This is a genomic window from Streptomyces sp. ISL-99 (assembly GCF_018614005.1).
Taxonomy (GTDB): domain Bacteria; phylum Actinomycetota; class Actinomycetes; order Streptomycetales; family Streptomycetaceae; genus Streptomyces; species Streptomyces flavidovirens.
This window is the reverse complement of the sequence record NZ_JAGGPC010000045.1, coordinates 68,295-92,336: the sequence shown is the minus strand read 5'-3', so window position 1 is coordinate 92,336 and position 24,042 is coordinate 68,295. Positions and strand designations below refer to the sequence as shown.

General features: G+C 66.7%; 10 protein-coding genes. 2 read left to right on the top strand and 8 right to left on the bottom strand.

What is annotated here, in order from left to right; all coding sequences use genetic code 11:
• Positions 1–227: 227 nt before the first annotated feature.
• Together J7E91_RS26465 and J7E91_RS26460 are read right to left on the bottom strand one after the other, a co-directional pair.
• Positions 228–2,462 carry a UvrD-helicase domain-containing protein gene (locus tag J7E91_RS26465; protein WP_214908923.1) on the bottom strand — a complete coding sequence of 745 codons (2,235 nt, stop codon included), beginning with the start codon at positions 2,460–2,462 and terminating at the stop codon, positions 228–230.
• Positions 2,459–9,292, bottom strand: a complete 6,834-nt coding sequence (locus J7E91_RS26460; protein ID WP_214908921.1) for a DEAD/DEAH box helicase — start codon at positions 9,290–9,292, stop codon at positions 2,459–2,461. The genes J7E91_RS26465 and J7E91_RS26460 overlap by 4 nt, the downstream gene beginning before the upstream one ends.
• Before the next feature lie 416 nt (positions 9,293–9,708).
• Here J7E91_RS26460 and J7E91_RS26455 point away from each other — a divergent pair, with 416 nt between their 5' ends.
• Both J7E91_RS26455 and J7E91_RS26450 read left to right on the top strand, forming a co-directional pair.
• Positions 9,709–12,495, top strand: a complete 2,787-nt coding sequence (locus J7E91_RS26455) for an AAA domain-containing protein (RefSeq protein ID WP_214908918.1) — start codon at positions 9,709–9,711, stop codon at positions 12,493–12,495.
• 75 nt (positions 12,496–12,570) lie between these two features.
• Entirely contained in the window at positions 12,571–14,136 is a 1,566-nt protein-coding gene (locus J7E91_RS26450; RefSeq protein ID WP_308377161.1) for an NnrS multi-domain protein, read from the top strand.
• Positions 14,137–14,157: 21 nt separating this feature from the next.
• On the opposite strand, the gene J7E91_RS26445 is transcribed toward J7E91_RS26450, so the two are convergent.
• The 6 genes from J7E91_RS26445 to J7E91_RS36835 form a co-directional block, all read right to left on the bottom strand.
• Positions 14,158–17,610 (bottom strand): type ISP restriction/modification enzyme, encoded by a 3,453-nt coding sequence (locus tag J7E91_RS26445; protein WP_214908914.1) that lies wholly within the window; start codon positions 17,608–17,610, stop codon positions 14,158–14,160.
• Positions 17,611–17,736: 126 nt separating this feature from the next.
• Complete coding sequence (locus J7E91_RS26440; RefSeq protein WP_214908912.1) at positions 17,737–18,663, bottom strand: hypothetical protein; 927 nt, start codon at positions 18,661–18,663, stop codon at positions 17,737–17,739.
• Positions 18,664–18,698: 35 nt separating this feature from the next.
• Positions 18,699–19,847 (bottom strand): DUF3696 domain-containing protein, encoded by a 1,149-nt coding sequence (locus tag J7E91_RS26435; RefSeq protein WP_214908910.1) that lies wholly within the window; start codon positions 19,845–19,847, stop codon positions 18,699–18,701.
• Positions 19,844–21,160, bottom strand: a complete 1,317-nt coding sequence (locus tag J7E91_RS26430) for a DUF262 domain-containing protein (RefSeq protein WP_214908908.1) — start codon at positions 21,158–21,160, stop codon at positions 19,844–19,846. The genes J7E91_RS26435 and J7E91_RS26430 overlap by 4 nt, the downstream gene beginning before the upstream one ends.
• Before the next feature lie 36 nt (positions 21,161–21,196).
• The gene (locus tag J7E91_RS26425) at positions 21,197–23,485 is read right to left on the bottom strand and encodes a hypothetical protein (RefSeq protein ID WP_214908906.1); all 2,289 of its coding nucleotides are present in this window, start codon (positions 23,483–23,485) and stop codon (positions 21,197–21,199) included.
• Entirely contained in the window at positions 23,463–23,972 is a 510-nt protein-coding gene (locus tag J7E91_RS36835; RefSeq protein ID WP_214908904.1) for an ATP-binding protein, read from the bottom strand. Before J7E91_RS36835 ends, J7E91_RS26425 begins: the two co-directional genes overlap by 23 nt.
• Positions 23,973–24,042 lie beyond the last annotated feature (70 nt).

Below are 24,042 nucleotides of genomic sequence, written 5' to 3'. Positions count from 1 at the left end.
CCGCCGGGTGCGGTCGGTTGCGTACGTACTCCGGGGGCGTGGCGCCGGATGTCGCGCGTACAGATGAGATTACTGGCTGTGAAGTGACGGGGACTCCGCTTCCGCATCAACCCCAGCGTCCCCCGGCAGGTGGCTCTTGCTCAAGATGAGCCGGTCGACCTCGGAACGAGGCTTCTGGCACACGGGATCACGTACGGGCCGGGCACCAGGGTTCGGCGCGTCTCCTGTCACCCTGTCAGCAGAGGCCGCAAGAAGCGGCTCGGGGTACCGTGCCAGAAAATGGCGAGCGTGTCCCGCGAGCGGGTTGCCGCGACGAACAGTAGGGAGCGAGCCCGTTGCAGTTCCCTGCGGTAGCGCATCGCATCCGTATGCTCCAGGTGTGTCACCGCATCCCGGGGGACCAAACCGTCGCGGACACCGGCGATGATCATGCGTTGATATTCAAGCCCTTTGAATCGGAACATGGTGCCAATGTGCACGCCGCCGCCGTCACGTGTCCCGTCCGGGCCGATCTCAACTGCTTTGATGCCGTGTTGGGCCAAGGTGTAGGCGACCTGCTGAGCCATCGCGTTCGTAGGAACGCAGATGGCGATCTGTTCGAGGGGAATGTCGTCCCAGTCGGAGATGCGCTCGGCGACGGCTTCTCGCTCGGCATCCCAGTCGGAAGTGGCATGCAGTTCGGGGAGGCCACCGCTCAGGATCGAGCGGTATCCGGCCAGCGTCTCCTCGTTGCCGTCCAGGTCATCGAACTGCTCTCCGCTGAGCAGGCCGATCGCGGACCCCAGGATCTGACGTGTGGTCCGGTAGCTGAGCATGAGTTTGGCAGAGCGGCCGCGGATATTGACGCCGAGACTGCCCAGCGTCACATGGTTGTTGTAAATCCTCTGATGCGTGTCACCGACCAGAAAGATGTCATTGCGCCCACGCGGCACCATGGCTCTGAGCATCTTCCAGTGCGCGGCTTTGAGGTCCTGGGCTTCGTCGACCACGACGTGCTGGTAGCGGTACCGCAGCCACCCCCCGGAACCGGCTTGAAGATGGATGTTGTCCAAGCCCCCGGCCTCCTCACGCTGCCGGTCGATGGCCTGGATTCGCTGTTCTCTTTCCAGTTCGAGACGGGCGGCCCGCTCGGCCACCTGCTCCCAGGTCTGTCGGCCAAGGCGGTCCAGGCGCTGTGTGAAGCGCTCGGCCAGCTGCCAGATCTCGGCCCGCTCGGCCCGACCGATGCTCTTGCCACGACCCGCACGTCGGGCCCGGAAGTACTCAGTACGCGAGGTCACGGCCTGACCGAGAATGACCTGGGTCCACTCGTCGTGCAAGAACTGCGCGTCCCAGCCCGTCTCATCCAGCTCGTCAAGCAGCGACCGCCACTCACGCAGCGCCTGGCTGTCGTCGAGAGTCTGCTTCTTGCTGCCCGGCTCGGCCTCGCGGACGATACGCAGAGCGACCTGGTCGACGTGGCTGATCTCCACTCGGGAGAGAAGCCGCTCGCCGCCGAGTTCCAGCAGTCGCGCCCGGAGGTCCGCAGCCAGGTTCTTGTTGTACGTGGTGAGCAGTACGGGCTTGTCGCGTCCCGGTGGGAGCTGCTCCACGAGGTGTTTGACGCGGTGCAGGGCGACGATGGTCTTGCCCGTGCCAGGGCCACCGCCCACACGGGCGGGCCCCGAGTAATCACGTCCCACGAGCTTTGCCTGCGTCGGGTGCAGGAAGACCTTCCAGCGGCCGAAATTGCCGCCTTCCAGGGCTTCGCGCAGCGCTTCGTCCGTGGTCGTGACCATGGTGGCCGGCCGCTCGGCCGCCACCTGGAAGTCCTCAGGGTCCACGGCTTCCGGCGCCGCCACCGGTGCGGTGACCTGGTCCAGTACGTCCTCGTACGACTTTCCGTCGGCGAGGGCGAGCAGGACTTCGCCGGTCAGCTGCGGTGCATATTCGACGAGGCCGAGGAGCTGATCCTCGGTGGTGAGCGTGCGGACGACCGGGACGAGCGGCTCGGCCACACCGAGGTCGGTGAGTTGCTCGTCGGAGAAGAGTGCGAACAGCGGTTCCGGCTGCGGCGGCTGGGTGGGGGTCCGAGCAGGCTCCGGCCGCGCGGGAGCAGCCCGGCGCAGCACACTTTCTTCAACGATCTGGAGATCGACGTACTCAATACCACCGGTGATCTGGTTGATGCCGTAGCTCAACCGGCCGAGATTGTCGTAGACATCCTTGCGGTGTTTCACCGCGACAATCAGCCAGTCGCCGTCCGCGAGACGCAGGAGAAGGGCCCGGTACTCGTCATTGACCCGCGCCGACCACAGGCGGTCATGTCCCTTGAGCTGCTTCAACTGCAGACCGGTTGCCCCGGGGTTGTCCTTGAACTTGTGCTGGAAGTCGTAGATCGCGCCCTTGACCGAGCGGGGGAGCTTCAGGATCTCCTTGTCGGCCTTGTCGAGGAGACGCAGAGAAATGGCGGAATAGGTCATGACTGTGCTTCCCCGTGGGTTGACGCGTTGTCCTGTGGATCACGATGCTCGGCGCGGCCGAATGGTTTCACGCCGAGGACTTCTGAGAGCTCGGTGACAGTCCATGCGGGAGCCGGACGTACCTCCCAGCCGGCGGTGGCGAAGGCCTTGTCCCGGTCTTCGGCTTCGTAGTCGGGCTCGTCGCTCGCCGGCCTGGGTGCTGTGACGATGCCAATCCTGGCACCGGGCCAGGCGAGCTCGGCCATCCACCCCCGGTCATCGAGCTCGTAGCCGGCAGCTGGTACGGGCACCCCCAGCATGGCCAGGTCTTGGGCGAGTTCGGACAGTCCGGGCTCGTCCGGGTCGAGATACTCAAGCACCTTGGTCCAAGCTCCTTCACGTACGACCGTGAAGGGTGCCGGGGCCGGTTCCGGGGCGGGGGCCATCTCGGCGGGGGCACTCTGAGTCTCCGGCCCCGGAAGCTCGATACGCGTGGAGGTCAGCCAGCCGGAACCCCCGGTCACGGCCAGCACCTCGGTGGAAAAACCGTCAAGCTGGCTTGTTGTCAGCTGAGCGCTGTCGCCACCTCCTCGCTCCAGGAATTGCAGCAGATTGCTCCAGTACAGCCACGCCTGCCAACGGCGCTTGTGTGCTTCGTCGGCGAGCGCACGGGCACTGTCGTCCAGCACCGTGAGTGCTGTCCAAGCGGGTGGCTTGTGACGTCCGTCGGCTGCGGCAGCCACCGGGCACCCGGACAGGTCGGCTGCTGTCAGCACCTGTACGGGACCTCTCGGCCCGGTCGGGTCTGAGCCGCGCAGCACGGCGGAAAGCTGTGCGCCGACCACTTCCGGGGAGAGCGCCACCGCACGGGCGCCGGCCCCGGTGAGCCCGGCGACGGCAGCCTCCGCACGCCACAGCCAGCGATCGGCATCGGGCGCACGCAGATAGGAGAGAAGCAGGTCCGCCGGGTTGACCCACACCGTCTCTGCCAGTTCGCCCGGGAGGCCGCCGCGGGCACTCGCGTAGTACGAGCGGGCGCGGGCCTGCCCGCTGTCCCCGTACGGCCGCCAGACCGGATCGGCCGGTCCGGCACCGGCGTAGCCCGTGTCGCGTACCCGCGTACGCCACTCCTTGACGTCGTGGTACGTGAGCTGGAATACCCGCAGGCCCTCGGCCCGCAGCCTGGTCCGCTTCGCGGCGTCATCGGCGAGCCTGTTGTGTTTCTGGCTCGCGTGGAACTCGAAGCCGTCCAGGTAGAGGGCGAGGCGGGGCCCAGGAGCGTCGAGGCGCTCGAACAACACATCTGGGCGTGTGCCGTCCAGCACACGCTGCTGGGACACACGCCAGCTCAGGGTTGCCCCGTCGACGCCGGTCAGGCGTAGGTCGAGGGAGTAGGTGCCGGCCGTGGTCGTGTAGGCGTCCGCGCTCGCTCGCGAGTCGGCCAGCCCGGCCCAGTCCTTGAGCGTGTCGATGAACATGACCTCGAGGTCGCTCTCGGCCTGTCGGTCCATCGGGATGTCATGGGTTGCCGCGACCGTGGACGTCTGCCACGCCTCGCCGTGCTCGCCGAGCAGCTCGTCCAGCATCTGCCGTACTTCGTTGCGGCTGACCTTGTCGTAGTCTCCGGCCGGAACCCGGCGCAGCAGACAGCGGTGGCAGCCGTCCAGGCCCTTCTCGATACAAGGGCAACTCTCGATGACCTCCCGGGCCTTGAGCAGCACCTCACGGAAGCCTTCGGCGCTGGCGAGCCGGTGCAGGTATCCCGTGCCGCCGGGCAGCCGGTCGTACACGACGAGGAAGCGGCGCGGCCAGTCGGAGTCGCCGCCGTCCGGCATAGAGGCAGGGGCGATGTCGATGTGGTCCGGGTCGCCGCCGTAGCGAGCGGCAATCCCTGCGAACATGGCCGCGGTAAAGGAGGCGAGACGTTCCTTGGCGCGCGCGACAGACGCGGGCAGGAGGATGCGTACGGCCTCCGTCACCAGTTCATGGGCGAGCAGCAACGGCACATCCTGCCCCTTGCCCTGGCTCCCGGCATCGGCCGGTGCGGTCCTGCGCCGGGGACACCACAGCAGGTGGTGCGTGCTGGCCTTCGTGCTGGCTGCCAGGGACTCGGTGAGCGCCCCCTGCGGCTGGTCCACGACCGGGCGCCCGTCTGCCGTGGCGCCACCACAACTCGTACAGACGTAGAAGGGATTGAGCCGGACGTCGTCCCCCGCGACCGGGACGGTGCTGCTGCCGTCCTGCCGGTCCAGGCCGAGGTTGAGGGTCCTGATGACGGCCCGGCGGGTGAAGTCGACACCGAAGATAGCTGTGTCATGCCGCCAGGAGCCAGGCACGAGGTGCACCGGGTCGATGTCGACGGTCGTGAGCATGGCGAATCGTTTACGGTCCCGCTCTTCCTTGTCGTCCCGTACTCTCGCGTCATCCCGCTTGTCGCGCGCGATGACGCGCTTGGGCTCCAGCACGTACTGAACGCAGCCGGCGTCGGCGATTTCCCGGCCACCACAGCGCGGACAGGCGGACGTATCGGCCTGGGCGTTCTCCGTACGGGCGTAGCCGCAGGCCGGGCACAGCCGCCAGACCGACCACGCGCGTCGCTCGGGGCTCCCGATGTCCAGCGCACGCACCACATGCTTGTAGCCGTTGACATAGAAGGTGTTGCCGGGGGCGAGCTCGGAGAGGGCGAGCTTGCGGGACCGCTCGTAGTCCCGCACTTCGCTCCGGTACGCCTTCTTGGCGCCTTCGTCGCTGCCGCCGGCCGGCTCCTCGGTCCAGTACAGCGTGGCTTCGAGCTGGGTTGTGGTGTCGGCGAGGCTGTAGTTCGGAAGCAGGCCCAGCTCAACCAGAGCGCCATGCGCACTCGACTGGCTCAGGTCGCGCAGCAGGTTGCCGGTCGCACGGCGCTCGGCCAGCAGCTCCCTTCGCTCACGGTCCTGTTCGGGATCGCTGCGCACCAGGCTGTCCATGGCTGAATCGATGGCCTTGATACGACGGCGCAGCTCCTCGCCGCGCGCGGTCCAGTCCTCCTCAGCCTCCTGCAGTGCGCGGGCGATGCCGGAGACCGCGTAAGCCCTCAGCTCCGCAGCGGCATGATCGGATACGCCGCTCTCCTCCGCGCCCGCAATGGACGGGAAGAGCGCGAGGAAGTCCTCAGCCAGTGCGGTGCCGTGGGTGAGCGCGGCGTCGGCAAGGTCCTGACACCAGCCGGACGTACCGAACAGTGCGGACACCATGCGGGGGACGGGCTGCATACGCTCACCGTCAGCCGTTGTCAGCGCCCCACGTGCGGCAAGGTCGAGGAGGTGCGCCGTGTACTGACGACGCAGAATCTCGACCGCTGAGACATAGCAGCCTGGCGGCACGATCTCCCCGGCGATCATTTCCCGAGGCTCGTCCAAGTAGTACAGGTCTCGAGCGCGCCTGCCACCGAAGGCCACTACCAGAGTGTTCCCCGTCTTGCGGCCGGCGCGGCCCGCTCGCTGGACATAATTTGCGGGGCCCTTCGGGAGAGACCCCAGGAGTACGGCTGACAGATCACCGATGTCGATGCCCAGTTCGAGCGTCGGCGTGCAGGACAGCACATTGGGGTCCGTGTAGTGGGTGCCGTCGCGGAACGTCCGCTCGACCCGCTCACGCTGCGGCCGCGTGAGCATGCCTGTGTGTTCTGCGGTGGCAACACGGAATGTGCCGCCAGTGATGTACAGGTGGCGGTAGTAGTCGTCTCGGTAGTCACGTGCCTTGGAGCCGCCGAAGCTGCTACTGCCGGTTACGGGAGACCCCGGCTGTGGAGCTGTCATGTAGCCCCGGCAGCGGTATCGCGGGCACGGATGTCCGTACCAGCGGGTGCGCTGCGCGGGGTCCACGACTTGCTGCCAGCCGCAGTCCTCACAACTGACAAAAGCCTTGTTCACCGCGGTGTCGGCCAGTGGCCGCACCTGGATGTGACCCGGCTGGAGCCCGTACACCCTGGTCGTACGGTCCTGAGCCGTACGCACCGCGAGTGCGCCCTCCTCGGCGAGTACGGGAAGGAGCCGTCGCAGGTACTCGGTGGCCCCGGCCGCGTCGAGCTCCAGGCATCGGCTGGTCCAGTCCTGGTACCAGCCGAGGCGCCCGGTGATCGTGTCGAAAGCCGACCGGTCCTTCTGCCCGTCCAGCAGAAATCGCGGCGCGGCGATCCCATCCGGAAAGGCGGGCATACCGTCGGGGCGGCCGCCCCAGATCTTGAAGCGGGTGACTCCCGCATCCTTCATCCAGGGCTCCAGCCAGCGATGGCGAATCCCTCCGCGCTGACGGATGCGTTCCAGCAGCCCGCGTACGAAGGCCAGATAACGCTCAGCGGTCGGCAGACCGCCCACCGCGAGAAGCTGCCCAGGCAGTGAGAGATGCAGATCCCGTGCGAGGCTGGTGATCCGGTCCGGATTCTCGATGAGTACCTCGGCCGCCGCCGTGCGCGTCAGCTCCAGCGTCCGTCCCTGGCGGGACCGGAGTCCGAACTCCATCACCGTGGCGAACGCGAGCCGCTCACCGATGAGCTTCCACGTACGTACGTCTCCCGTGCCTCGCCCGGACAACAGCCGGTCCACGCCGGGCTCGTCATGCAGATCCGGCGGAACGACGGCGGCCAGCGCCTGTGGGTCGTCGACCGAGTCGAGGATGTTCCCGATCAGGTCGTTGAGCGCGATGGGCTCCCCGGAATCCTCCAGGTTGTGCGCGAGTAGAGAGCGCAATGAGAACGTGTACGACCGGTTTGCCACATATCCGGCCCGATGTGCCGCGTCCTGCGTCGAGTCGTTGAACAGCAGCGTCTTGCGCTCTTCCGGTACGAGCGCGATGTCGCCGCCGGTGAACAGCTGAGTGACGGTGGCAGCGGCCAGCGCCGCCAGCCGCGTACCGAGAAAGCGCACCGCGTTGTCGCTGTTGCATGCCGGGCAGCGGTCGTCCAGCGCCGCCTTGTCCGCGGACTTCTTCTCCGTGATGGCGAGGGCGAACCAGGCGTCCTGAAGCTCTTCCGCATCGGAGGCAACGGGGAGCCGGTACGTCCCGTTCGCCCCGTCCAGGACCACAACCGGTGGCGCGTCCGTCCCGGGCGAGGGCTTCGCCGAGGTGACTGCGTCCAGCGCGTTCTGCGCCTCCGCGGCTGTCGCGGCGATGAAATACCGGATGCGCCTCTTGTCCCGGCCCACGCCGGCCCGCCAGATCTTGTCCTGGCCCATGACCAGCTGCTGCGGGTCCGCCTCCGGAGAGATCGTTGCCCATCCCGAGCGTCCGCAGTTGCGGCAGTACACGGCCGGAAGCCGGACAGAGGCTTCGCGCACTGTGGTGTCCGTGCCGGGGAAGGGCTGCGGCCGCCGTGAATCGCCCGAAGTCCACCCGCTCGATGCCCCCTCTTCGTCTTCGCTTCCACCGGCGGGTGCGGCAGCCAGCGCGGCTCGGCGGGCCGCCGTACGGTCGTCCTCGAACCACCAGAACTCGGGCTTGGGGCCCACACCGCGCAGGATGCGTCCCACCGGACGAACCCACAGATGGGCTTCGATATGCAGCAGCGGCCTTGGCCGCCTCTCGTCCGACTCCGGGTCGCGAGCCGCCGACAGCAGCGCCACGAAACGAGACAGTGCCCGGAGCGCCAGGCGGGGATTCTCCCGCGCGGTCCGCCCCCACGCGTACCCGAACCGCCCCATGCGATCTCGCAGTTCCCACTCGCTCAGCGGCTCACCGTTCAGCAGCGACAGAACGCCTTGTGTGAAGTCGTGCCGCTTCAGCATCCGGCCGATCTGGAATGCGGTCAGCCCCCGCTTGCCCAGCAGCCGGGCCGCCAGCCCGTCCATGTCCAGCCGGTCGGGATGCGACTCCACCCCAGGGCCGCCCGAGCACTCGATGACCTCCTTGGGCGACGGCGGCTCCGGCAGCTCGTAGTCCACCTCACCGGTGAACTGCTCGGCGGTCATCCGCTCTTCACCGATCACCGCATCCGCCGGGAACGGCATCCCGAAGACCTGCGCCGCGACCTCCAGGAGCCCGCCCGAGCTGCTCCCCGGCCGACCTTCGCCGAGTGTCGCCGAAGTCGCCACGGGGCAGATCGACCCGAGCGGTTTCCCCGGCCGGCTCTGCCCGGTGGCCGACGCGAGCCTGCGCAGCAGCATCGCAACATCCGTGCCCTGCGCACCGTCGTAGGTGTGGAACTCGTCCAGTACGACGTAGGAGATCTCGGCGTCCGCCCACAGCGCCCGGTCCTCGCTCCGCTGCAACAGCAGATCGAGCATCTTGTAGTTCGTCACCAGCACATCGGGAGGCGATACCCGCATCTCCTCGCGCCGGGTCATCACGCGCCGGAAGTCCGTGTCCGGCCGGTCGCCGATGTACAGCCCCGCTGTGACCTGTGCCAGTTCAGGCTGCGCCAGGTACTCCCCGATGCGCCCCGCCTGGTCGGTTGCCAGAGCGTTCATCGGATAGAGCAGTACTGCCTTGACGCCGCTGCGCCCCTTGGCGCGCTCCCGCCGGCAGTGATCCAGCACCGGTACCAGAAAGGACTCGGTCTTGCCGGAGCCCGTGCCCGTGGTGATCAGCGTCGGCTGAGCCGCTCCGCGCAAGGTGCTCAGCCGCTCGTAGGCCTTGGCCTGATGCCGATAGGGGGTGAAGTCCGGCGCCCACTCCAGATGCTGTCGCCACGCGTCCCCGGCCTGGTGGAACGGTGTCCTGATCCGCAGATACGGACCCCGGAAGATCCCCCCTTCCGGGTCCTCGAGAAACCGTTCCAGCGCGACCCGGGTGTCCTCGTCCGTGAGCGCGTACGTCGTCGTGAGGTACTGCGTCAGACTGCCCTGCAGCTGCGCGGCTGCCAGCGTCGGCCTCACGGCGATCTCCTTCGTGCTGTGGGGTGCTGTGTCAGATCAACGAACTGGATCAACCGTATAGCCGACCTCCGACAAAGACTCCCGACGGATGTGGGCTGATATATACGCTGACCGGATACGGAGTCTCGGGGGAAGCGGTGCGTATGGCTCAGGCAGGACTGCCCTATCCGGCGGAAGAACTTCTGGCCGCGGTCCGTGCCGAGATAGCCGCGGAGTACCGCAGCGATGCCGAGGGCGCTGTAAAAGTCTCGCTCTCCAAGGGGCGGCGTACGTCACGGGCCGGCGAAACCCATGAGTACGTTTTCGAGTGCCGAAGGTGGCACGATTCCCTGGACGGCCACCCGGTAGTCGTCCGGGGGTCCCGGTCACGGGGCGCCTGGGCGTCGGCGGAAGCGTCCCGGGCACCGGATGGGAGCGTGCGGCTCGCCACCAAGGCCGATCTCGGCGCGAATCCGGGAAATGTTCAGCTTCGCCTCGATGAAGCGGCCAACTGGGCTGCGCTCGCGGAACGCATTGAAGCGGTTGGCGAGAAGAGCAGCCCCGTCAATGCCCAGCGCGCCGGTTGGCTGGTCGGGCAGGGGACCCCGCGCGTCGCGCAAGAGGCGAACCCGGGCCGATGGGTCGCGAACTGGCCAAAGCTCCGCCTCAATCCACGCCAGCGTCAGGCCGTCACTCAGGCTCTCGCCAGCGAAGCTCTCTTCCTCTGGGGGCCGCCCGGCACCGGGAAGACGGATGTCGTCGCCCACATCGTCGAGGGCAGTTACCGCCAAGGCTTGAACGTTCTCTTCCTCGCCCCGACGAAGGTGGCGGTGGACCAGGCCCTGGAGCGCATCTGCGACCTTCTCGCGCGGGAAGAGCGATTCGGCGAAGGACTGGTGCAGAGGGCCGGAGAGATCGAACTGCCGTCACTGCGCAGCCGTTACGGTGAGCAGCTTGATCCATCGCGGATCGCCGCCAGGCTGATGCACGACATCGATGCGGCTCTCAGCACCGCCACCGCCCGCGTCAAGGAAGCCAGGGGAGCGGTGGCGCTGCATGACACCGTGACCGACCTGGAGGCGGCGATCAGTGACGCGACTACCGCGCATGCCAATGCCGTGACGGCGGAGACGAACGCCAACGGCGCGATCTTGAAGGCTGAGGCGAAAGCAGCCCCGCTCCGGCTGAAGATCAGCAAAGTTGGACAACCCACCGGGATCTTCGCGGATCGCAAGGCCGCGAAGCTGCGCGAGCTTCAAGCGGCGCTTGGCGAAGAGACCGGGAAGTTGTCGGCCGCCAAGCAGGCCCTCGGCTCGGCTCAACGGACAAAGCGGGAGGCCGTGGGCACTCTCACGAGCAGCCGCGCCGCGCTTCCCGCCGCCCATGCCGCCGCAGCCGGTGTCCCGCCCCGCGTGAACCTGGTACTCACCATCACCGCATGTCAGCAGGAGATCGACACGCTCAGCGAGCGACGCAGGCGCATACAGGACGACATCCGGTCGCAGTGCCGCGTATTGGGAGCCACCGTTGCCAAGGCCGTGCAATCCCGGAAGCTGCTCGACCGGATCGATGTCGTGGTGATCGACGAAGCGGGAATGGTCAACCTCCCGTCCGCATGGTTCGCAGCCGGCCTGGCGGGCAAACGCCTCGTCGTCGCCGGTGACTTTCGCCAGTTGCCTGCGGTGATCAAAGGCGAGGGGGACCGCAAGGCCAGTACGGCGGAGCGGTCTCATTCCCGGGAGTGGGCGGCGAGGGATGCCTTCCACGCCGCAGGGCTTGTCGGACCATCCGGAGCGGTCCGTCAGGACCCTCGATTGGTGGCGCTCGACACTCAGTACCGCATGAGGAAGGCGATCTGCGCGGTCGTCAACGATGTCGCCTACCCCGACTCGCCCTTGAAAACAGGGAGGGACGACAACAGCCGCCTTCCATTCGCTCCGCTCATAGACGCACCCGTGATCCTGGTCGACACATCCGGCAAGTGCATCAGGAGCACGACCCGAGATGCGCACAAGTCGAATGTCGTCCACGAGGCAGTAATCCACGAACTCACTCGCGGGCTGCAGTACGAGAAAGTTCTGCCCGGTCGCAAGTGGCAGGACGTGCCGGAGGGCGAGAGAGCAACCGACCGGCTCGGAGTGATCGCCCCCTACCGGAATCAGGTCAAGGCGCTCAAGGGCAGCCTGGCCTATCGCTTCGGCGAGGACTACGAAGGCCTCGTCGATACGGTTCACCGGTTCCAGGGCAGCCAGCGACCGGTCATGGTTGTCGACACCGTGGCCGGCGCCGGCAGGGACCCTGGGTTCTTCTACTCCGGCCTTGGGCTGTCCTCCAGTACCTGCCGTCTGCTCAATGTGGCACTCAGCCGTGCTCAGGACCACCTGGTGGTCGTTGCCGATGTGGCATTTCTGCGCAGGCATCTGCCGCCCGGCAGCGAGGCATTGGCGATGCTGGATCATCTCCAGGCCCATGCGCAAACCATCTCCGCGGATCAGCTCATCCCGGTCCGGGGCGCGGAAGAGCTGGCAGAGCTCTCCGACGAGGAACTGTCAAGGCCCGCCTTCTTCGACCAGAGCGAAGTGCCGCGCGCGGTGACTTGGGACATCGAACGCGCGGTACGTGGCATTGAGCTGTACTCCGCCTTCATTGACCAGGGCCCGGTCACCAGGTGGGCAAGTCTGCTGGGCGCTCGTGCCGCTCAAGGCGTCAACGTCACCGTGTTCACAAGGCCGCCGGAAGAACAAAAAGAAGCGGCTGCCGAAGCGCGCCACAAGCTTCGGGTCGACCAGCTCAGGGCGGCCGGTTGCCGGGTGGAGTTCCGTGACCGTATGCACGAGAAGGTGCTGATTCTCGACGATGCCGTTCTCTGGCACGGTTCCAAAAACCTCCTGGCGAATGCGGGGCCCACCGACATTATGATGCGCATCACCGACCCCGATTCCTGCACCCGGGTCCGGCGCCTGATGGACTCCTCCCGGCTGGAGAAGCCCGCTTGGAATCCCCGTCGCACAGAAGCCGCGAAGGCGGTCCCAGCGCAGCCCAAACCAGGAGAAAGGCCCGCCCCCGGAGTAGTTCTCAACGGACGCCTCTACCTCAATGTGCCCTTCCACGAAAAGGATGAGGCAAAGCAGCAGCTCAAGGCCAAGTGGGACGGAAAGTTGTGGCACGTCGACGCGGCGACGGTCACGCGCGAGCAGGCTGCTCGATGGTTGCCCCAGGGGTAACTGCCAGAAACGGGCGAATTGGTTCAAGGAGCCGGAACGGGGGCGCGCGTGCAACGTGCGCGGTACGACCAAAGGGTGCTCGCGCTGGTCGAAGTGCGGGGCGAACAACGGGACCACGACCAGGCGGAGCAGGAATTCGAGCATCGTGGCTGGCCGGTCGTCACCTCGTTTCCCCGAGGGCAAGGCGCATCGGCGGGCGTGCTGAGCGCTGCCCTTGCCTCACGGTTTTACTGCGTAGAAGTACGGCTGTTCGGCGCCCGGAACCGCAGGACGGAGCGTGCGGCTGCCTGGCGTGTGCAGCGTCTGGCGAAGGCGGCGCGGCTGGAGATGTACGTAAGACGCTGCGACCTGGTGGACCGGGACCGGGAGCAGCTGACCGAATGGCAGGTCCACACCGTCTCTCACCGCCCATCGCTTCGCCCTGCGCCAGGACCGATGACGGTCTCCGCGAGACTGCGACGACGGTGGCTCATGGTGCGTGCCCGGTACACCGAGCGGCGGGGGCGCCACGACACGGGCTCGCTCGTGACCGGCACCGCCTCGGAGGCCCGGCGGCTCTCCCGTATGGCCATGCCGGAGGGGGCTCCGGGCCGTACAGACATCGACGTACGCGCGCTTCATGGACGGGAACGCAGCTCGATCGTGCAGCGCCGTGAAGAGGCTGGGACGCGACGGGTGTACCGCCTTGCGGCGTGGCTGCTCGCGATGACGTTCTGTGCCGTTCTCGCCCACCACCACACGGGGTTCCGCCGGTGGCTTTGGGGGGCGGTCGCGGTTGCATGCTTCGCTGCCGGTCTGCGCATCGGCAGCACAATGTTCGCGTCCGGTGGTCGTGCGCACAGTGTCCTTGTCAGTTGTGTGGCAGCGGTCCTCTTCCTGGGTGCTGCACTCGGCTGGATCTCACCCGACGCACAAGTCTGGAGCCCGGAGCAAATGGTGGTGCTCGGGGCTGTCACCCTCACGGTTGTCGGGATCTGGCTCCTGGTGCGGCAATGGACATGGGGCGAGTGGCTGGCCTGGGCGGCCCCGCTGGCTTTCACCGCGGTGGTTTCCTTCGTCGTCGCGTCCGGATCAGTGCTGCACGCGCTGTACGCGGACGGGCTCGGCCTCACGCCGGAAGATCTGGACGTACCGGGTATCTGGCAGGCCTTGTCCGCGGCCAAGTTGCTGGGGTTCCTGAGCCTGGCGCTATTTGCGCCGGCCGTCTGGGGCATCGTCAAGCATGTCCATGCCCCGTTCGCGCGCCCTGGAGAGCACCTCAGCGTTCCGCTGTACGTGCTGGCGCAGACCATGGTGATCGTCCAGGTCGCCGGCCTGGCGGCAGATTCTGCAGGTCGTGCGGTGGATGCCGTGAAGACAGCGGCGGTTCGGAGAGAGGAACCACCGCCGTACTTCGGAGTCGAGCCCGAGTGGACCTGCGTCGAGCCGACCGTCCTGGTAACGCGGCTGAACGTTCAGGGCGGCGAGCTCCGCGCGGAGCGCCCATACCTCTCCTTCGGAGTGGCCGGGGGCATGGTCAGTCTGTGGAACACCGACACCGAGGAGCCGCTCAAACTTCCGGCCGGACAAGTGCGGCTCCTTCCTGCGCAGGACAGTCGGAGCGCCTGCGAGTTCCCGCACAGGGAGCGGGCAGGCGTATAGCGTCGCGAATCGTTTGATGGCTCATGGCTTACGCTGCGGCGGTCTTGTTCTCGAAGAGGGTGTACGCCTGTCTCGTGTCGATGCAGGTGGAGCCGATTCGTCGGGCAGGGGGCCCAGCGGCTGGACGGGCGGGGCTTCCAGGCCGTCCACGGTTCCCATACCCGGCAGCATGTCCTTGGCTGTGGCGGAAGGGCGAGGAGAAGCGGCGTGGGCGGGGGCTTCGAGGATGCCGCGCCGAGTCAGTTCCGCGACGTTGACCAGTGGTCCCGACACCACAGCGGTCAGCAATTCTGCCTGCACCGGCTCCACCTCGGTGAGGTGCCGGAGGGCGCTGAGGACTTCGACGAGTTCGATACTCCACTCAGCGCGCCATCGTTCGCTGTGTATCCCGTCCAGCGGGCTGCCGACGCGGCCGGTCGGCCGACTGCTGCGGGCCGCCAGCCAGTTGTCGAGGACCTTCCGGTGCCCGACGGTGTAATTCCGCATGCGGTCGCTGACGCCCGTGAAGATGCCCGTGCCGATGAGGAGAGCCTGGCGCCCCGCGTCGTACGACAGGGAATCGGGCAGCGGGGCCGGTGCAACGCGCTGGGTGTACGTGACTTCGGGCTGAGCCTGTCGGCACACTCCGGCTGAGCCGGCCGGGCGCCCGTTTCGGGGATCGGCGTACCGCTCTCCGAAGGTGGAAGCCCAGATGACACGACGACCGATGCTGACGCCTTCACGCCACAGTCCGCGGTCTGCGGTGAGGGGGACACGTACGCCCAAGGAATTGAGATCCTCGGCGAAGGTGGCGGTGAAGCCGGGATGAGCGGTGAGGCCGGCAATGTACGCGGCGAGGTCGTCGATCGAAACTGACGCCAGACCATAGGAGTTGGCCAAGTGCTCCAACAGACCGGGTGCGACATTCGGTGTGCCGTCCTGGTGCCTCAGCGGCAGCACCCGGCCGCCGTTGTTGTTGAAGTAATGCACGTCTGGCACAAGCGAGGTGAAGACGAGGGCAGGTCCTGACGTGATGGGCTGCCGGTGCTGCTCGACCAAAAAGACCTGATTGTCCTGCTGGGCTTTCCAGAGGTCCGGCCGGGGGTAGTCGACGACGCGGCTGTCGGGTATGAGCCACTGCCGGTCGAAGCTCCGGCGCGCGATGCGCACGGGCTCAGGGCAGGCATGGTGTTCTGTGGCAAGTGGTTTTCGAGGGGTGGGGTGCCCCGGAAACGGTAGGGCCGAGCTGTTCAGCTTCCGGTCTCTCGTTGCTTTGAGCAGCTTTTCCTTTGCCGCGAGGTCAGGCTCGCACACGAGGCGTTCCCAGCGCTGACGCAGCAAGTCGGGATCTGGACTCAGTACCCAAGTGCGGTTCGGGTTGAATCCCGGCTTGTGCCAGGGCATCAGCGTCCCGACTGCGGGGAAGTCGTCCCAGCCGCTCTCGGGTGCGGGAGTAAACGGGGCGAACCACTCCGTCCGGGTCGACCGCCAGCCTGCTCCGCCGACGGCCAGTCCACGCAGCTGTTGGAGCTTCTCTTCCCGACTGCCCTGCAGGGCGACGTAGTGGACCGGCGCTGCCTGGCGAGAGTCCTGATCGCGATGGCGTACGAAGATCGCAATGGCGAGTTCCCGCTGCACCCCCGGAAAGAACCGACTTGAAATGGGGGGCTGTTTGCCCTCTGGCGAGAGGTCGATGATCCAGCCCTCGGTGCATGTGCTCCGCAGGTACTCGCGCATTCCCTGGAATGCGGGGCCGCGGAGAAAGCCGGCGGTGGAGATGAAGCTCACCACGCCCTGCTGGTGGTCGGGGGAGTGCTGCTCAAAGACTTTGTGTGTGGCCCAGCGCCAGAAGTAGACGTAGAGGTTCTTGAGCTTGTTCTCGTGCCTGCCGTTCTTTCCACCAAGACGGAAGCGGTCGAGGGGAGGCGGGCCATGGCCCACCGCTCCCAGCTCGATCCATCCACCCTCCCCCTGGGCCCGTTCGCGGTCGGGCGGGTTCCCGATGACCACGGTCAGCCGCTCTTCGCGCTTGATCTCGTTCGCGGCCTCGGCGTCCTCCCGGAGGGGGGCCATCGCGGCGCCTCCTATTCCGAAGAGTGCGGACGGTCGCCAGGGGTCGGCCAGCGTATCGGTGAGATGGAGCCGGAGATCTCGCAGCCCGATGTCCGCGTCTTGCGCACGGAGAGTATGCGCGATGCGCATTTGGGCAACGGCGTAGGCGGCCATCTGCTTTTCGAATCCGATGAGCCGACGAGAGAGCTCCTCTACGGCTTCGGCGCGGAATCCGAAGTTTCCACCCGACGAGCGGCGCTTCGCCACGAGATCGATGATCGCGCTGAGAAAAGTGCCGGTGCCCATGGCCGGGTCAATGATGGCGACGCGTGAATCAGCGAAGCCCTCGGGGCAGTTGAGTGATTCCCGCAGTACCTCGTCCACGAGGCGCACCATCTCGTCGACGAGAGGCGCCGGTGTGTAGTACGTCCCTGAAGCTTTCCTGAGGTCGGGATCGTATTCCTGCAGGAAGTGCTCGTAGAGATGGATGTGGGCCTCGGGTTCCCGGCTGAGTACGGCCGGCCAGTCGACGGCACCGATGACGCGGACCATCATGTCGAGGCTGTTCCTGAACTGCTTCCCGACGTGGTCTGTGAGGATTTGCAGGGCCCTGCCCATGACGGTGTGATCGGCACCGAGCATGTCACCGATCTCGTGCAGGCTGTGGTCGGTCAGGGAGATGCCCTCGGCGCGGGCCAGGAGCAGGGCGAAGGTTACGGTTTGTGCGTACCGATCGGCGAACGCCATATGCGGGTCACGGTCATCGGTCTTCGGGAAGAGAATGAGCTCCCAGGTCTCGGCCAGCTCCGTGAACGGACGTTCCCGACGCCTGTCTGTCGGCCCTCGCCTCTCATCCTGGAGCCGGTCCCGCACTTCCTCGCGCAACAGTCTGCACAGTGGCGCTACCGAGCCGACCAGTTGAGCTACGGTCCGCAGTGGTTCCGGCTGCCATATCAGGAACTCCCGGAGCAGCCGTTCGAACGATGTGCCCGCGGCGCCGGGGGCACGTAATCGGCGCCCTGCCCGGTAGAGATCCCCTTCCAGGTGCACGGGTTCGCCGTGCTGTTGCCCGAGGCGATAGAGGATCCAGGTCTGACCGTTGGTGTAGATCAGATTCGGCAGTCTCGACATGCCCTCCCACTGCTTGCGGTCATTCCCGCGCAGAGCCCCCGGGCTGATGTTCGGCTTCTCTGGGCTCTTCAGCTCGATGTAGCCGACGATGTGCTGCCTGTCCCGTCCGACTCTGGCCGCGAGATCGGGGCGGATTCCGAGGTCGGGGCGCCTGGCCTCGGGATGGAGGTGGAGTTCGAGCCCGAGGTGCGTGGCAGCCGCCGACAGTAGATTCTCCACCGGCCTGCGGATCGCTGCCTCGTCCTCGGCGACCTCGCCGAGGATCTGTCTGCACTCGGTTCCGAACCTGGCGACGATCTGCTCGATCCACACTCCGGCCGTCATGTCCCGCTCGCCCCCCAGCAAGTTCACCGGACACTCTGGGTATCCGGGGCATTCACGGTAGGTACTTGCGGGCCGCCCGTCGAGAGTGCCTGCGGGTACGGCGGCGAACCAGCGTCAGAGGTGAGGGCCGATGTAGGCGATGCGGAGGGTCTTCAGCTCCGGTACGAGACGGAAGTAGATCCGTCCCGCATCCCGGTTCATCCGGCCGTGCATGTCGAAGCAGCGGCTGACCCCGTCCAAGTCGTCCCACCAGCGATGCCGCTTTGCCCCTTCGTGCTCGGGGGTTATGCGAGGGGCCTGCCAGTCGGGGAAGTAGGAGGCGACCGGATCCCAACCGGCGGCCGATGCTTCGAGTCCGGCGAGGAGTCGCCGCGCCGGCCTGAACCACTTGGGATCCAGGTCTTCGAGATCCTCCTGAACGCGGGGCAGGAATTCGAGGTTGGGGAAGAAGTCCGCTCTCTTCTCCCACATCTCGATCGGCGACCCGACGGTATCCAGCCCGTTCGAACGACCCCATGCCTCGTGTACGTCCAGATGCTCGACTTCTGCAGCATGCCGGACGGAGTCCGTGAGGTTCTCGACGACGAGTTCACCGTTCGCATCTTCGGAAAGCTGCTCGACATCGACCTCCAGCCAAGAGGTCTTCCACGCGACGTCGAGCGGCAGACTGACTGCTAATCCCCCTGCGAGGCGGGCCGCGCCAATGCCCTCAACAGTCCGCCCGTCAAGGCGGTGCTCTGCCTCGCCCTGGTCGGGTGCGGCCGCGTCACGAAGCGCGGCGGCGAAAGACGGCTGCCGGTTGCGCAGGGCCAGAATGTATTGATGCCGGGTCTTGTTCCGGTTGTCGGCGCACCACTGGCCGTAGTAGTAGCCGGAGGCGAGCTGGGACTGCGGGAGTGGGCTCTTCGTGACGAGTTTCAGCTCCCGCCATGTCTTTATCTGTTTCAGTACGTCGATGAACTTGCCCATCGCGTCGGCGACTTCCGCCGGCGTGGACTCGGACTCGCAGGAGCGCTCGTTCAGAAACACCAGCAGTGCCATGGCCCCCACCCCCTCCCCAGTGGCTGTGTTGTCAGTCAGTCCAGCAGCTGTTCGATCGAGTTCTCCCACTCGTCGAAGAAGCCTTCGGGCCAGTCGGACAGCATGCCGTCCTCGCCCATGCGCGGGCTGATGATCTCCGCGGCCTGGCCATGGCGACGGAAGAAGTGCACAGCGGTGGAGGCGGCCGGGAGCCGACCGTCCTTCACTGCGATACGCAGCCCGTTGAGTACGTGATCGGAGTGGGTCTCCATGATGACCTGTGCACCCGCGGCCACCGCCGCGACCGTGAGATACGCCAGCCAGGTTTGCCCCTGGGGGTGGAGGTGGGCCTCCGGGTTCTCCAGCAGGATCAGCGAGCCCGGCTGCGCGGAGAGACAGGCGACGACGACCGGCAGCGCATAAGTGAGTCCGAAGCCGACATTCGTGGGCCGGCGCCGACGAGTGGAGTCCAGCCCGGCCGTGCCACCGAACCCGTAACTCAGCCGTACGGAGTCGATGCCCGGGATCTCCTCCGCGGCCAGGTTGACTCCAGGACACAGCTTCTGCATCCAGGCGACGACCTGGTCCATGAGGGTGTGGGCCCGGGCCTGCGGGTGGCGCAGCGGCCCGTCCGGCACCACGTCCTGCGCATGGTGTCGGAGGAAGTTGACCGTGTGTTCTCCTCGGGCCCCGAGGAAGCCGCGGCCGATCGCCTGGTGATGCGATCGCGGGTACGTCGTCGCAGGGACAATGCGATCGGCCTTCAGGTACTGGAAGTGCCGTGAGAACAGAGGGAGGTCAGTGAGAGGCGTATCGGAGGCGGTCCGGGTCAAAGGAAGTACATCGTCTTCCGGGGAGTACTTGGCGCTCCATGAGTAGGTGCGCCCCTGGTCAGTGCGGAACGCGACGCTGATCGTGGGGTCCGGCTCGTCCGGCTCTGTGCGAACGAAATCCTCGTGCAGCAGGTCCTGCCCTGTCCCCAGCTCCACGAGTTCACCGTCGAGGAGGAAGCCGCCGCGGCTGTCGGAGTCGCCGTCGGTGGAGAGCAGGGTGCCGGACTCGTACGACTGCCGCAGCAGGGCCAGCGACTGGAGGACCGTGCTCTTGCCGGACGAGTTGAGACCGGTGAGCAGCGTGATCGGGGCGAGCCGGAGGTCGGCCGACCTGAAGGCTTTGAAATTGGTCAGTGACAATTGCTCGATCACTGTGCGCTGCTCCCGATCTGTTCCAGGACGGTACGGAAAAGCTTCCGCACCTCGGCGAAGCGTGTGACTACCTTGGCCCGGTCACCGGTACCCACGGACACCGCGCGCTCGAAATCCCGGTTGCTCATGAGGTGTTGGAATCCCTCGATCACCTGCTCGCGCGACGCTACCAGCACCTCGTGCTCGAAATCCGTGAGCTCGGAGAGGTTCACCGCGACCGACTCGAAGATGGCCTTGTTGACCGGCGAGCGCCGCACCTGGCCCAGATACAGCTTCCGGAAAGCGTGCCCGTCGAAGATGCGCTCGGCCGTCACCATCGCCCGCTTGAAGTCGTGAGCGTGTACGGCTCGCTCCTCGGGCGAGAGCCGGTTGACCTGCCGCATGGTGAGTGCGAGGAACTGATCGAAGTCCTGAGACTTGAAGGTGCTGGGTGGCATCAGCCGGAACGCGAGGAATCGGAGCACCATTTCCCGGTCCGCCATGCGCTCGCTGTAGACGCCGTTACTCGTCGCCGACGCGAATTCCGGCGACTCGGCGAGCGAGGACAGCAGCTGCCGAGCCGGCCCCGGGATGAGCGCGTGCCGGATTTCCTGGCGGGTGAGGGGAAGCCCGCCCGTATTGATCCGGGCGAAGATATTGAACTTGACCGCCTCCGGTGTGCCGGGGCGGATGACGTGCACGACGACCTGCGTCTCATTGAGGCGGATCTGCATTCGCCCCGCGAGGTCGGCGTACCCCTTGCCCTCGAAGTCCTCCTTCAGATACTCCAGCCCGCGCAGCCTGAGTGGCCTGGCGTCGATCCCGGCCATCTGCGCCAGGGCGTCCGGGGCGATGAACCGTGCGATGGCTGTCAGCCGCTGGATGCCGTCGACGATCGCCCAGGAGCTGTCCTGCGCCCAGGAACTGTCGTCGAGCTCGGCCGCGTAGAAGGAAGGGATCGGGATGCGAAGCAGCAGCGACTCGATCAACCGGCTCTGCTGTTCGTCGGACCAGATGCCGGCCTTGCGCTGGAAGTCAGGAGCGAGGTCGATCATCTTGTTGTTCAGCCGGGACATGAGCAGGTTGATCGTGGGATTGGAAGTCTGGATCTCGATCTTGGAGGGGTCGTACGGAGCTGTGATGTGGTCGGGACTGCCCTCGGGACTGGTGTCGGGAAGTTCCAGCTCCACATCCGTCCCGCCACCGTCTGCACCGACTTCGACCCGAAAACCGCCGCTGTCCTCGATCGAGGTCTCGTCCTGATAGCGGCCGTACAACGACAGCTGTTCCTTCGCCGCTGCGGTACGGCTGCCGGTGCTGTCCTCCAGCGACATATGTCCTCGTGTCCCGTTTCCTGGTCGGAATGGCGTTCAGCCCCTGGCCTCCGATTCTGCCTGACGCGGCTCTCGCGGGCCACGGTCTGAGATCTTGCGGCGGGCATGAAGCGTGCCGAGGAGACTGATTAGAGCGCACAGGGTGACACAAAGGCTCAAGGACACCTCCGCGCGCAGGTCCCATGGCATCCCGGCTGCCGGTTCGGCGGGAGGGCACCACAGGGCGAGGAGAGACGTCATGGTGAGCAGGGTGGGCCAGCGCTTGCGTACCGGATAGCCGGCTGCAATGGCGCAGGCGAGCACCAGCAGTCCCACGGAGAGCGGCAGCAAGAGGGGGTACCCGAACCAGACACGGTCGCCGCCGTATCGAAGCGCTGCCTTCGTGAACCACACAAGGCCGAACAGCGAGACGACTCCCCCCATCGCCGCTGCGAAGGCCGGTGCGGTGCGCAGGCCGGGCGGCACGATGCGTACCCGCCATGGCTTGGCGCCGACAAGCTCTGTTCCGCTCATACGGGCGGCGAAGTCGTTCGCACTCGCTCCGGCAGACCGGTGGGCGATCCAAGTGAACAGTCCGCCCAATGCCGACAGCACGATGGCCAGCAGCAATGAGCTGCCCAAGAGCGCTCGGGAAAGCGAAGCATGGCGGTAGAGGGCGGGCGCCATCAGGAGGGCTGCGACGAGACCGAGCAGCAGCCCGTGCAGCATGCGGCGGCGGGCCGCCTGCTGCCGCCGGGTGTGGTCGAACGCCGCAACGGTCCCGTCCCATGCCTCCGCTGTCCGCAGCAAGGCGTTCTCCGGCGTACGGGCCGACAGATCCCGCAGCAGGTCTGCGGCGAGCCGGCGAGGCAGCACCCCCGAGTGGTGGAAGTAGAGGATGTGGTCCGCGACCGGCTGCCCGGTCGCGGAGATCCACGGTTGATCGACACCCTCGGGAACGCCAGGTCCCAGCATGCGTCCCACCATGTCGTGGGGGCTCGTGTACTCACGCCACTCGATGCCCCGGCGCTGATGGTCCAGGGAGAACGTGGCCGACGGCTGGGCGCGCAACGCAGCGTGGGCGACGCTCCCCGCCAGACAGGACAGGCTGATCCCACCGGCGATGGCCGCCGTGTGCGCCAAGTCCAGGCGGAAGCCGGCCGCGACGACTGACGCGAGCTGCCACAGCTCCGCGGCGACGCCAGCCAACCAGAGACGTACGACTTCGGGATCAGAGGCGAGCGCAGCCGGCATCACCGTGGCGTGCAACGTCATGTAACAGGAGCGGAGGAGAGCGCTCAGCTCGGGGCCGAGCAACTTCCACGTCAATGGGCCGATTCCCCAGAGGGTAAAGGGCATGGCGAGGACAGCGAGCCAGACCGCGGCTTTGAGGTCGGGGCGAGCAAAGGCCTTGAGGAGGGTGATGGGTTTCAGCCCCGACCCGACCCCGATGAACCGCCGCACCTTGGGGTGCTGATGCCCCGAGTCCGGGGAGAGGACACGATGCATGAGATACCCGCCCTGGGAGTGGGCGACCACCGTCACCTCGTCGCAGTGCTGTTCCATCCAGCGCAGCTTCTGATGAAGGTGCGCGAGTAGCTGCTCCGTACGTTCCTCGTCCGTGGCCGCGACCCGGACGTGCCAGATGACGTTCTTGTGCGAGCGCGCCAACCAGCCGAGCAGGCCAAGAAGGATGAGCAGCAGGACGCTGAAGCCTACGGAGCCGCCGAGGGCCAGCGCGGTGCTGTAGACCACCATCCACACCAGGACGGTCAAGGTCATGACGCGCCAGAGAAGCCTTCCCATGCTGCGCGTCTCTGGCGCGGCGAGCGACGAGACCGGCGCGGTGATTGTCCGCCCCGCCTTGGTCAGCCCGTCGCGCAGTGCGCTGCGCCAGGTGACGGGGGTCGAGCCGAGGGCCTGTAAGTCACGGTGGTCCGGCCCGATGATCCAGAACAGCAAGGGAAGGCTGGCCAGCAGGAACGCGAGTGTCCGCCGCATGGACGGTCGCCCCAGGGAAGCGAACTTCTCGGACCACAGCGCTTCGGCGAACAACGCGGTGCTTACGGTTCCGCCGATCCTCAGGGCGACTTCGGCGTGGCGGGTCGCGGTGTCTTCTCGTGTGGCCGCGAGCGGCTGGTTCGTCCACTGCACGGCGTCCGGGCCGTGCACATCCCGCAGGGCCCCGGCAACGGTCTCGCCCCATGCGAGGGCGTCCCCGGGCTGTTGATTGCCGACTCCATGGACGAACAGATAGCCGACGCGCCAGCGAGCGGATGGTGTGAGGTTGGTTGAACGCGACGCAGGGCGAGGGATACGCCGGTCACGCTTCTTGGTCCTGCTCAAAGTGGCTTTCCTCGACGTCAATTGACAATGCCGGGTGCTGGAGCTCCAGAGATGGGGGCAGTCTGCACCCCGTCACTGACAACGACCTGTTGTCACTTGTGGTGCTGCGTAGGTGCAGCTCGGCCCAGACCGTTTTGCCGGGGGCGGCGGTGCGCCGGGTGACACCCCAGTGGGTGGCGAGGGCGGCGACGAGGAGGAGGCCGCGTCCGGAGGTGGCGTCGGCGGGGGTGTGGGCGAGGAGGGGCTGCTTCTCGGTGCGGGTGTCGGTGACTTCGATACGGAGGGTGGCGGCGGTTTGCGTGAGACGCAGGTGGAAATCGCGGCCGGGGACATGGCCGTGGCGCACGGCGTTGGAGGTGAGCTCGGCGGTGATGAGGGTGAGGGTGTCGTTGGTGTCGACGCCGTAGGGGTGGCCCCACTCGTGGAGGCGGTGCGAGACGAGACGGCGGGCGAGTCGTGCGCCGCGTGGGGTTGATGTGAATCGCATATCGAACTCACGTGTGTCGGCGAGGTGTTGGGGTTCGATCGTGGGGTGGGGAGTTGCTGGCTTCATGAGG

Coding starts and splice junctions, on each gene's coding strand:
- J7E91_RS26465 (WP_214908923.1), bottom strand. CDS start 2,462: ATGACCTATTCCGCCATTTCTCTGCGTCTCCTCGACAAGGCCGACAAG.
- J7E91_RS26440 (WP_214908912.1), bottom strand. CDS start 18,663: ATGGCACTGCTGGTGTTTCTGAACGAGCGCTCCTGCGAGTCCGAGTCC.
- J7E91_RS36835 (WP_214908904.1), bottom strand. CDS start 23,972: ATGCGATTCACATCAACCCCACGCGGCGCACGACTCGCCCGCCGTCTC.
- J7E91_RS26430 (WP_214908908.1), bottom strand. CDS start 21,160: ATGTCGCTGGAGGACAGCACCGGCAGCCGTACCGCAGCGGCGAAGGAA.